This window comes from Phytobacter massiliensis JC163, assembly GCF_000321045.1.
Lineage (GTDB): Bacteria > Pseudomonadota > Gammaproteobacteria > Enterobacterales > Enterobacteriaceae > Phytobacter_A > Phytobacter_A massiliensis.
Genome location: NZ_HE578945.1, coordinates 1 through 10,589 on the forward strand (window position 1 = coordinate 1; position 10,589 = coordinate 10,589).

Consider the following 10,589-nt stretch of genomic DNA (forward strand, 5'->3'; position numbering starts at 1 on the left):
ATTAAAAGACCTGCACCAGTCTTCGGGGCAGTTCACTACTCGAAAGAGAGTAGGACAAAAGCGAATGCTTTTGAACGTTGCGCAGCAACGGCCCGAAGGGTGAGTCACGAAGTGACTCATAAACTGCCAGGCATCAAATAAGTAAGAAGCCCATCCTGACGGATGGGCTTTTTGCGTTTTAGCAAATCACAACCTGGTACCCGCTGTTCATCATGGCCTATCCTTACTGTCTAACGGCGTGTCAGGAGAAGAGATTTGGCCCGGGAACCCTTCAACTATCAGCAGGATTTTGCCCACACGAACTTTCGTGAACATCCGGATCGCTACCAGGTAGGGCGTGGTGAACAGGGTGTTTTACTCGTCGAGCCCTATAAAAGTGAAATTTTGCCCTGGTGGCGTTATAAAGACGCTGAATCCGCGACAAAGTCCGCCGAAAAAATCTACGAACTGTTTGAAGCATATCGCCAGAAAGATGACTTTGTAGGCATGGATATGGCCCGCAAATTCATCCAGATGGGCTATACGCGAGCGCGTCGGTACGCCAATTACAAAGGCGGAAAGAAATATACTACCGAGGGAGGTACTCACCCCAGAGGTAACGATCCGGTGAAAGCTGCCGCGGCAGCTGTCTTTAAGGGATGGTGGGATAAAATTCGTCAGGATGAAGACTACCTTCGCCGCAAGCGTGAGCATATGTCACGCTGGGGTTAGGGTGAATTTTAGGTTAACATTCTGAAATGATAGCAGGCAAATAATTAACACTGTATTTACTTTTTCCCCGGACGTATGCTGTTTTTGCACATAGCAAAAAATTATTAAAGGGGATTAATATGGCAGAGTACACTGCCCATTCGGGGCACAAAGAGCCCGAAATCGCCGATGTTCGCCGCAGAGTATGGGCTATCATTGGCGCTTCCTCCGGGAACCTGGTGGAGTGGTTTGACTTTTACGTCTACTCATTCTGTTCTCTTTATTTCGCTCATATCTTCTTTCCCTCAGGCAATACCACTACTCAATTGTTACAGACCGCAGGCGTGTTTGCCGCAGGGTTTCTGATGCGTCCTATTGGCGGCTGGCTTTTTGGGCGTATCGCCGACCGTCATGGTCGTAAAACATCCATGCTTATCTCTGTCTGTATGATGTGTGTCGGCTCGCTGGTGATTGCCTGTCTGCCGGGTTATGACACCATAGGCACATGGGCACCCGCTTTACTGTTACTTGCCAGATTATTCCAGGGCCTGTCCGTTGGCGGTGAGTATGGCACCAGCGCAACTTATATGAGTGAAGTTGCGGTAGAGGGGCGAAAAGGTTTCTATGCCTCTTTCCAGTACGTCACGCTGATTGGCGGTCAGCTGCTCGCGTTACTGGTGGTGGTGGCGCTACAGCAAATCCTTGATGATGCCTCGCTGCGTGCCTGGGGATGGCGTATTCCCTTTGCCATTGGCGCTGCCCTGGCTATTGTCGCGCTCTGGCTGCGTCGTCAGCTTGATGAAACATCACAGAAAGAGGTGAGAACACTCAAAGAAGCCGGCTCGCTCAAAGGGCTGTGGCGCAACCGGCGCGCTTTTATCATGGTACTGGGCTTCACCGCTGGCGGATCGCTCAGTTTTTATACCTTCACGACGTATATGCAAAAGTACCTGGTCAATACCACCGGTATGCATGCAAATGTCGCCAGCGTTGTTATGACCGCTGCGCTGTTTGTTTTTATGCTGATTCAACCTGCTATTGGCGCGCTTTCAGACCGCATTGGCAGACGCGCTTCCATGCTCTGCTTCGGCGGGCTTGCTGCCCTGTTTACCGTCCCGATTTTAACTGCTCTGCAACACGTTAATTCGCCCTGGGCTGCATTTGCTCTGGTCATGGCGGCGTTGGTGATCGTCAGCTTTTACACATCGATCAGCGGGATCCTGAAAGCAGAGATGTTCCCGGCTCAGGTACGGGCATTGGGTGTAGGCTTGTCTTACGCCGTGGCTAACGCGCTGTTTGGCGGCTCTGCGGAATATGTCGCCCTGTCATTGAAGTCGATGGGCATTGAGACAGCGTTTTTCTGGTATGTCACACTTCTCTGCGCGCTGGCCTTTATCGTTTCGCTGATGCTGCACCGTAAGGGAAAAGGGATAAAACTCTAATGCTCTGCAAGCTGCCACACGGCATAGCCGGTGGTAGCGCCCGCCACGTCCCAGGCAAAATCTTTCCAGCTCCAGCCGCTCCCTTGCGGGCGGCTGTCCCAGAACTCTTTCATAGCGCCAGCGCTCAGCGAAAACATGACCCCATAGCTGGCGCTACGATCGCGGCTTATCCCCTGATGTTGCGCAAACTCGTTTCCGACGCCTGCGAGCATGGCAGACGCAAGAAAATGCTGCGCTTTATCCTGGCCGCTCCAGCTATCGTTAGCGGTGTGTGCGCATCCGCTTAAAAACAGTGCGCCCAGTAAGATGACACTTCGCATAGGGAATCCGAAAAAAAAGCCCCATCGATGACGGGGCCGGAAGATTAAAGAATACGGCTAATGAGCTTATCGATACGAATCCGTCGCAGACGACGAATCAGCTTGCGCACTTTAACCGGGTAATCCGCAATGCTTTGCAGATCACGATAGTGATTAACCACGGTAGTATGCGTGCGGATAAGCTCCAGTTCTTTATCGCGACGAGCGGCCAGCTGCTGCTGCGGGTCGTGGATCAAAATTGCGTTTTCCAGATCCAGTCGCCATGCCCGCGGGTTAAGGTTGTTACCCGTCAGAAGCATCCAGTCGTCATCCACCCACATCCCTTTCAGGTGATAACTGTTATCGTCATCTTTCCATAAGCGGACGATAAGCTGGTCGGTATTAACATAATATTGCAGCCGGCTCAGGAAGCGGCGAAGGTTGATTTCATACAGGTAGGGAAGGGCGCCGATGATCTTGAACGGCTGATCCTCCGGGATATAGAAATCATTTGCGGTCTTGTCCCCGACGATAATTTCGACTTTTTTACCTTCACGCAGAAGCTGGATGATATTGCGCACCAGAACCGCAGGCAGGTTGAAATAGGGGGTACAAATGACCAGCTGATGCTCCGCGCAGGGCATAAGATGGAAGATGGTTTTGTTAAGCAGACTGGTTTTGCCAAGGCCGACCAGTGGCGTAACGGAGAGCTGCTCGTTGTCCGCATCGCCCTCAAAATGATAGGCGGCATCACGCAGATCCTGCCGATACTGACGCACATCGTTTTTGATTTCCGGGCTCTTTGGCCGCTGCGGATCGTCGAGACGGTTAACGCCGCGCCCGTGTACCAGATTCTGTTTTACCCAGTTCAGCATGATATCCGCCATGCGCGGGTTGCGAATGAGTTGGTAGCGGTCGTAGCGGTATTTATCATGCTGATGGAGATAGACATCGTTCAGGCTCGCGCCGCTGTACAGAACGCTGTCATCGATAATAAAGCCTTTATAGTGCAGCACGCCAAGCGCTTCACGGGTATTAACCGGGACGCCGTAAACCGGCACGTCGATACCCGGGTTTTCCTGCGCCATGCGGCAATACCAGTCGGCATTGGTATTGGAAGCGGCTGCGCCAATGCGCCCACGCTGCGCGCGATGCCAGTCAACAAGCACGCAAACTTCCAGTTCAGGACGCTGGCGTTTTGCTTCGTACAGCGCGCTCAAAATGCCTTTACCGCCGTCATCCTGCTCAAGATAGAGAGCTATAAGGTAGACACGGCGTGTCGCGCTGGCGATTTTTTCCAGCAATGTCTCCCTGAAATCGGCGGGAGAGTAGAAAAATTCTACATCATCAACTGACTGAGAAAGCTTAGGTAGTTGGGCAAGGTGTTGTTGATGTTTATTACGCTTGAATTTAGACAACATCACAGTGCGTTTCTTCTCTGTTTATTGAAAGGGCCTCTGTTCCAAAAAGCGACAGAAGCGGACAATGATAACACCAGTACCCGGGAAAGTGGTCAACATTTCCAGTGCTTTACTTCTCTTCGCCCGGCTGCGTTAGCAAAAGCGACAGAGTGACAATGCCATCTTCCAGCTGGATATCCACGTCAAAACCCAGCTTACGCGCCAGCGTTATCATGCCGCGATTATTCGGCATCGTAATCCCGTTTAATCTTCTGAGTCCGTGATCGCGGGTATAGCTAATGAGTTTTTCCAGTAAACGACGGCCCAGACCCAGGCCTTTAAGATCGGAGCGGACCAGTACCGCAAACTCCGCGTCGATATTATCCGGATCGGAGATAGCGCGGGTAACGCCCATGATCTCTTCTTCATTCCCTTTTTGCCGTACAGCCACAAAGGCCATTTCCCGATCGTAGTCGATCTGGGTCATGTTGGCTAAATCGTCATGGGTAAATTCGTTGATCTCGCTGAAATAGCGATAGTAGAGATCCTCTTTCGTTACCAGGGCGATAAACTGCTGCAGTTGCGGTTCATCTTCGGGCAGGATGGGGCGGAACAGGCACCGCTCGCCGTTTTTTAAGGTTATCTGCTCTTCAAGCTGCTGGGGGTAGGGACGAATGGCAAGGCGGCTTTCCCCGTTACCGCTGAAGGCGGCAACAGAGAGGGTGACGTCCAGCGCGGTGAACTCATTGCCCGCTGCGAGCAATGGGTGTATATCCAGCCGCTGAATTTCAGGGCAGTGAATAATAAGATTGGATACTTGTACGAGGAACTGGCTCAGGCCAGCAATATCAAGGGTGCGCAGGCCGCTGCGCCCACGGATTTTCTTGTTTTTTATGGCCTGAATAACCAGATAGCGGGCAAGATTCATATTAAGCGGCGGCAGCGCGACCGCCGCCTGATCCTGCGCGCGCCACTCCACGCCGCCTTCGCCCAGCATAATTAACGGCCCGAATACCGGGTCAGACTCCACCACCACCCGGAGCTCCTGGGCCCCTGCTCGGTTGGCCATGCTTTGCACCTGGAGGCCATGTATCCGCGCCTGCGGCCAGTTCATTTTTACACGATCGATGATGGCGTCCGCGGCCTGCTGCACTTCGCTGGCGGTACGCAGATAGAGCATTACCCCCTGTACCTCTGACTTATGGGCAATATCAGGGGAGCGCAATTTTAGCGCCACCGGGTAACCGATCTGCTCTGCGATATGGACCGCTTCGACACTATCGCTCGCAATCCAGGTCGGCAGCGTCTGGATACCCCAGGCATTGAGAATCGGCTGCACTTCATGGGTGTCCAGCGTGGTAACGCCGTCATTGATAGCCTGCTGTAATAACTGATGGGCCGCAGTGGTATCTGCGGCCAAATGCGCCGGTAACGCCGGCGTCTCCCGCAGCTGCTTCTGGTTACGGCGGTATTCAACCATATGCATGAATGCGGTGATCGTCCCTTCCGGCGTGCGGTAGGTAGGCAACCCCGCTTCGCTAAACAGCCGCCGCGCCTCCAGCGAAGAAAACTCTCCGCACCAGTTGGTTAAAATCGTCACATATTTCCCGCGCGGATGTTTTTTCAGCGCGTCAATCAGCGCCGATGCGCTCTCTTTTCCCGGCGCAACGGCGCTGGGGGAGTGGATCACCATCAGCGCATCGAATTCATGGCTCTCCAGCAGCACGTTTAACGCGTTGATATAGCGTTCATTACTGGCGTCATCACGCAGATCAAGCGGGTTGCCTACGCTAACGTAATCCGGCAGCGCGTCCCGCAAGCGTGCCTGCGTCTCGTCGCTGAGGCTGGCCAGCTTCCCGTTGCGCGCCCAAAGCTCATCCAGCGCAAGGGCCGCAGGCGCGGCGCCATTACTGATGATCATCAGCCGATCGCCGCGCAACGGGCGCATATGGCTTAGCGTCTCGACGGCGGAAAAAAGCTCATGGGTATCCTGTACGCGCAACAAACCGGCGCGTTGAATGGCGGCGTCCCAGGCGAGATCCAGCCCGACATGCGTCTGTAACAGCCGCTGCGCATCAGGGCTGCGGCCGCTTTTGATAACCAGAATGGGTTTGTTGCGCGAGGCGCTCCGGGCGGCAGAGACAAAACGACGCGCGTCGCTTAAATGTTCAAGATAGAGCAGGATAGCGCTGGTTTTACTGTCGCGCGCCAGATAATCGAGCAGTTCATCAACATCAATATCCAGGCTATCGCCAAGGGCAATAAACCAGGAGAATCCCATCTCGCGCTGCTGGGCCCAGTCGAGAATGGTATTAGAAATAGCGGCGGACTGAGAGATAAAAGCCAGCTTGCCGCGCCTTATCGCCACCGGGGAAAAACTGGCGTTCAGCCCCTGCCAGGGGGCGAGTAACCCCAGGCTGTTGGGGCCGAGCAGGCGCATCTGATAACGACTGGCGCAGGCGAGCAGTTCCGCATGCTGCTCCGGGAAAGCCGAGAGAATAATACAGGTCTTGCACCCTTTTTTCCTAAATCGTCCAGCAACGCCAGGTTGCGTTTTGCGTGGGTGCACAGCACCGCGAGATCGGGCACGTAGGGCAGGCTGGCGACATCAGGCCAGGCCAGAACCCCTTGCACCGCTTTGTAAGCCGGCGTCACCGGTAAAACCGGCCCGGCAAATCCGCCAGCGAGCAGGTTGCGCATCATCAGAAAGCCAGCGCGATCGGGCTTCATTGATGCGCCAATCACCGCGATTGACTTCGGACGTAACAACGCTTCCAGTCCACGTTGGCTCATACCGGTCTCCAGAAAAGAGTGACCCGATGATTTTAAACGTTTTCTGACGCTTTTGCTGTGATGTCCGGCTGATGATGAGGTTTACCGGCGAGATAGCGTTCGCGGAACAGCGTGAAATGGTCGCCAAGGGCATGCGCGGCCTGCCGATCTCCCGCCAGGTCCAGCAGAGCGATGGCAACCTCGGCAGTGCAGTATTGCGCTTCGCCATGGGCTTCCCGCAGCCGGTAAGCGGAAACGCGGGCCAGATCGACAGAGATCACCGGCAAAGCATCAAGCCACGGGCTTTTGCGAAACATTTTTCGCGCTTCCGTCCAGGTGCCGTCCAGCATGATAAACAGCGGGGGCTTACCGGCTGGCGGCGCGGATAAAACCTGCCTCTCTTCGCCGGCATACGAGGCGGGAAAAACCACCATGGGCTGATAATCTTCGCTGGCGCATAACTCAATAAGCGCCTGCGGCGGCTCGGTGCGGGACCACTGAAACGCGACGGTGTCCGGAAGCATATCGGCAATAAGCCTGCCGGTATTGCTGGGCTTCATCGGTTCGGTATCAAACATCACCAGGCAGAAGCGGCTGCGAGCGTGGCTGGGGTTAATGGTGTCACAGAGGCACTGCCGCGTTGGCAGCAGGCAGCGCTGGCAGCGTATAACGCGATTGCCGCGGGCGAGAAAGGGGCGGGTAGCGCGGGCAAGGCGCATAGCCCTTAATTGAAGAACGGCGTTATCTTTCATAGGAATCGCGTGAAAAACGCCATTGTCGCAGAGGTGAAAACGGGGCACAAGATGCGCCCCGTCGGGATGCGGAATTACAGCGATTCGTTAAGCCAGCTATCGAACGGCGCTTTAGGCACCGCCCCGCTCAGGATATCCACCACCTCGCCATTTTTGAAAAGCATAATGGTGGGAATACTGCGGATACGGAAACGGGCGCTGAGTTCGCGTTCCGCTTCGGTGTTTACTTTGACGAAACGCACTTTACCGCTACGCTCTTCGGCCACGTCTTCAAAAACAGGCGCGAAGTTACGGCACGGTCCGCACCACGGCGCCCAAAAATCCACCACCACCGGCAGATCGTCTTTGAGCAGTTTATCCAGCGTTTCGCCGGTGGCGTTGATGACATCGCCGTCGAACAGTTCATGTCCACAGCGGCCGCACTTCGCGCCATCGTTAATACGCGTTTCGGGAATGCGGTTGAGTGCCTGACAGCTTGCACATACGGTATTCATAACTAACCTCAGGGGAGCGAAGGAACAGTGGCGCAGGGCCGATATGTTTCTAATATGTTACATATTATTGATGAATCAGTTTTAAACGACAATGCGTTTTGTTCAATGAGTACAATAGCCTCAGGCTTTTGAATGAATTAATGGCTAAGCGCCTGCACATCAGGTAATCTGCGCGCTTCGCGCAGCGCTGGTGGAGAAAAGCATGAACGATGAACTGAAAAACAAAAGCGGCAAAGTCAAAGTGATGTATGTCCGCAGTGATGATGATTCCGATAAACGTGGGCAGAACCCGCGTACCGGGAAAGGTCCGGGCCGAAGCGGATCGTCTCGTGCCGACGCTAAGCGTCGCCCAGCCCGCGATGAAAAAAGCAACCGCAGCGACGATCGCAAACGTGACGACCGCCGCCGCGATGATTACTCGCGCGATAGCGGTTCGTCCCCGTGGCGCACTGTTTCCCGCGCCCCTGGCGATGAGACGCCGGTCAAACCGGATCATGGCGGGATCAGCGGCAAAAGCTTTGTCGATCCTGAAGTGCTGCGCCGTCAGCGCGCGGAAGAGACCCGAGTCTACGGTGAAAATGCCTGCCAGGCTCTATTTAACAGCCGACCGGAGTGCATTGTTCGCGCCTGGTTTGTGCAGAGCGTAACGCCGCGTTTTAAAGAGGCGCTGCGCTGGATGGCGGCCAATCGCAAAGCTTACCACGTGGTGGATGAGGCGGAACTGGCGAAAGCGTCCGGCACTGAGCACCATGGCGGCGTCTGCTTCCTGATTAAAAAACGTAGCGGCGCCAGTGTCGCGCAGTGGGTTGCGCAGGCAGGGGCGGAAGATTGCGTACTGGCGCTGGAAGATGTCGGCAATCCGCATAACTTAGGCGCAATCATGCGCAGCTGCGCCCATTTCGGCGTCAAAGGCGTGGTGTTACAGGACGCGGCGGTAGTGGAATCCGGCGCAGCTATCCGTACCGCAGAGGGCGGCGCGGAACACGTGCAGCCTATCACCGGGGAGAGCGTGCTCGACGCCATCGCGCAGTTCCGCGAGGCGGGTTATACCATCGTGACGACCTCCAGCCATAAAGGAACGCCGCTTTACAGCGCGTCGCTACCGAAGAAAATGGTACTGGTGTTAGGGCAGGAGCGGGACGGCTTATCCGATGCCGCGCTTGAAGAGGCCGATCTGAGCGTCTCTATTGACGGTACCGGCAAGGTAGAAAGCCTTAACGTCTCCGTAGCAACGGGCGTACTGCTGGCGGAATGGTGGCGGCAGAATAAAGCCTGAGTATCAGGCTGAACCCAATTGCCCGGTCGCGCAATGCGTACCGGGCAAGCATGTTACTCGCTTTCCGCCGGTAAAACCGGCATCCAGTCAATCGGCTTCTCGCCATGCTGTTCCAGCCACTCATTCGCCAGCACGAAATGGTTGCAGCCAAAAAAACCGCGATGCGCGGAAAGCGGTGAAGGGTGCGGCGCTTTCAGGATATGGTGGCGGTTTTTATCAATGATCGCCCCTTTCTTCTGCGCATGCGAACCCCACAGTAAAAAGACCACGCCTTCCCGATGTTCATTAATCAGGCTTATCACCTTATCGGTAAACGTTTCCCAACCAAGGCTGGCATGGGAGTGGGCCTGGCCTGCACGTACCGTCAATACGGTGTTAAGCAGCAGAACGCCCTGCCGGGCCCAGCTTTCGAGATAGCCGTGATTCGGACGGACAAAGCCCGGAATTGACTGCTCAAGTTCTTTGTACATATTTAATAAAGACGGGGGAACCACCACGCCGGGGCGCACCGAAAATGCCAGACCGTGTGCCTGCCCGGGGCCATGGTAGGGATCCTGGCCCAGGATCACGACTTTTACGTCTCCCAGTTCAGTGAAGCGGAAAGCGTTAAAAACATCTTTTTGCGGGGGATAGATAGTTACCCCGGATTCCCGTTCGGCCGCCACTGTACTAAGGGTATTGATAAAATAAGGCTGCTGTTTCTCGTCAGCGAGTACATCATGCCACGTTAATGAAGTCGTCATCCTCTTCTCCCGCGAGTCATAGTCTGTCTAGCTTAACTGCTTATTTAACAGGAACAAAATTTGCCGGGGCTGATATCCATTCATGGTGTCGCTTGTAGTCGAACGCTGACGTCAATTTTTGGGGCTTTTGACAGACGCAACTTGATGTAAAACAATAAAATCACCCCAATACCATTTTGTGAGTAGGGTTTTTATTGATTTTAATCAAAGAATCTGGGGTGTCTGGAGAGTATATATACAGTCAAGCAACAATGGTTTTACCAATTAGCCATGGTAAGACCATGCAAATCAAAATTTATGCCCAAGGGAGGCGCATTATGATTACTGGTATCCAGATTACAAAAGCTGCTAACGATGACCTGCTGAACTCTTTCTGGCTGCTCGATAGCGAAAAAGGCGAAGCGCGCTGCATCGTTGCAAAAGGCGGTTTCGCGGAAGATGAAGTCGTTGCCGTCAGCAAACTTGGCGAAATCGAATACCGCGAAGTTCCGATGGAAGTGAAACCGGAAGTGCGTGTAGAAGGCGGTCAGCATCTGAACGTTAACGTTCTGCGTCGTGAAACACTGCTGGATGCGGTAGAACATCCTGAAAAATACCCGCAGCTGACCATTCGTGTTTCTGGCTATGCGGTGCGTTTCAACTCACTGACTCCGGAACAGCAGCGCGACGTTATCGCTCGTACTTTCACTGAAAGCCTGTAAGTTCTTCTTATAAAAAAACG

9 protein-coding genes and 1 pseudogene are annotated in these 10,589 nt (G+C 54.3%); 4 read left to right on the forward strand and 6 right to left on the reverse strand.

Annotation, left to right across the window (positions count from 1 at the left end):
- Positions 1 to 255: 255 nt before the first annotated feature.
- Both ENTHG_RS00335 and ENTHG_RS00340 read left to right on the forward strand, forming a co-directional pair.
- Complete coding sequence (locus ENTHG_RS00335) at positions 256 to 711, forward strand: DUF4385 domain-containing protein (protein WP_044172173.1); 456 nt, start codon at positions 256 to 258, stop codon at positions 709 to 711.
- 119 nt (positions 712 to 830) lie between these two features.
- Positions 831 to 2,132, forward strand: a complete 1,302-nt coding sequence (locus ENTHG_RS00340; RefSeq protein ID WP_044172175.1) for an MFS family transporter — start codon at positions 831 to 833, stop codon at positions 2,130 to 2,132.
- On the opposite strand, the gene ENTHG_RS00345 is transcribed toward ENTHG_RS00340, so the two are convergent.
- From ENTHG_RS00345 to trxC, 5 genes and pseudogenes are all read right to left on the reverse strand, one after another.
- Positions 2,129 to 2,452, reverse strand: a complete 324-nt coding sequence (locus ENTHG_RS00345) for a YfiM family lipoprotein (RefSeq protein WP_044172178.1) — start codon at positions 2,450 to 2,452, stop codon at positions 2,129 to 2,131. The two genes, ENTHG_RS00340 and ENTHG_RS00345, sit on opposite strands and share 4 nt — an antisense overlap.
- A gap of 44 nt (positions 2,453 to 2,496) precedes the next feature.
- On the reverse strand, positions 2,497 to 3,852 hold the full coding sequence (gene pssA / locus ENTHG_RS00350; protein ID WP_044172181.1) for a CDP-diacylglycerol--serine O-phosphatidyltransferase: 1,356 nt from the start codon (positions 3,850 to 3,852) through the stop codon (positions 2,497 to 2,499).
- Between the two features lie 109 nt (positions 3,853 to 3,961).
- Positions 3,962 to 6,624, reverse strand: a pseudogene (locus tag ENTHG_RS00355) (bifunctional acetate--CoA ligase family protein/GNAT family N-acetyltransferase).
- Between the two features lie 32 nt (positions 6,625 to 6,656).
- Positions 6,657 to 7,355 carry a tRNA-uridine aminocarboxypropyltransferase gene (locus ENTHG_RS00360; RefSeq protein ID WP_044178804.1) on the reverse strand — a complete coding sequence of 233 codons (699 nt, stop codon included), beginning with the start codon at positions 7,353 to 7,355 and terminating at the stop codon, positions 6,657 to 6,659.
- 74 nt (positions 7,356 to 7,429) lie between these two features.
- Entirely contained in the window at positions 7,430 to 7,849 is a 420-nt protein-coding gene (gene trxC / locus ENTHG_RS00365) for a thioredoxin TrxC (RefSeq protein ID WP_044172184.1), read from the reverse strand.
- Positions 7,850 to 8,051: 202 nt separating this feature from the next.
- Here trxC and ENTHG_RS00370 point away from each other — a divergent pair, with 202 nt between their 5' ends.
- A complete protein-coding gene (locus tag ENTHG_RS00370; protein WP_044172187.1) occupies positions 8,052 to 9,125 on the forward strand; it encodes a tRNA/rRNA methyltransferase in 1,074 nt (357 codons plus the stop codon).
- A 53-nt stretch (positions 9,126 to 9,178) separates the two neighbouring features.
- On the opposite strand, the gene ung is transcribed toward ENTHG_RS00370, so the two are convergent.
- On the reverse strand, positions 9,179 to 9,868 hold the full coding sequence (ung, locus tag ENTHG_RS00375) for a uracil-DNA glycosylase (protein WP_044172192.1): 690 nt from the start codon (positions 9,866 to 9,868) through the stop codon (positions 9,179 to 9,181).
- 317 nt (positions 9,869 to 10,185) lie between these two features.
- On the opposite strand from ung, the gene grcA reads away from it, so the two are divergent.
- Entirely contained in the window at positions 10,186 to 10,569 is a 384-nt protein-coding gene (gene grcA, locus ENTHG_RS00380) for an autonomous glycyl radical cofactor GrcA (RefSeq protein WP_044172195.1), read from the forward strand.
- Positions 10,570 to 10,589 lie beyond the last annotated feature (20 nt).

Bases quoted from the DNA above. Each gene is read 5' to 3' on its own strand.
- ENTHG_RS00345 (WP_044172178.1), bottom strand. From the start codon at position 2,452: ATGCGAAGTGTCATCTTACTGGGCGCACTGTTTTTAAGCGGATGCGCA.
- ung (WP_044172192.1), bottom strand. From the start codon at position 9,868: ATGACGACTTCATTAACGTGGCATGATGTACTCGCTGACGAGAAACAG.
- trxC (WP_044172184.1), bottom strand. From the start codon at position 7,849: ATGAATACCGTATGTGCAAGCTGTCAGGCACTCAACCGCATTCCCGAA.
- ENTHG_RS00340 (WP_044172175.1), top strand. From the start codon at position 831: ATGGCAGAGTACACTGCCCATTCGGGGCACAAAGAGCCCGAAATCGCC.
- ENTHG_RS00360 (WP_044178804.1), bottom strand. From the start codon at position 7,355: ATGAAAGATAACGCCGTTCTTCAATTAAGGGCTATGCGCCTTGCCCGC.
- pssA (WP_044172181.1), bottom strand. From the start codon at position 3,852: ATGTTGTCTAAATTCAAGCGTAATAAACATCAACAACACCTTGCCCAA.
- ENTHG_RS00370 (WP_044172187.1), top strand. From the start codon at position 8,052: ATGAACGATGAACTGAAAAACAAAAGCGGCAAAGTCAAAGTGATGTAT.
- grcA (WP_044172195.1), top strand. From the start codon at position 10,186: ATGATTACTGGTATCCAGATTACAAAAGCTGCTAACGATGACCTGCTG.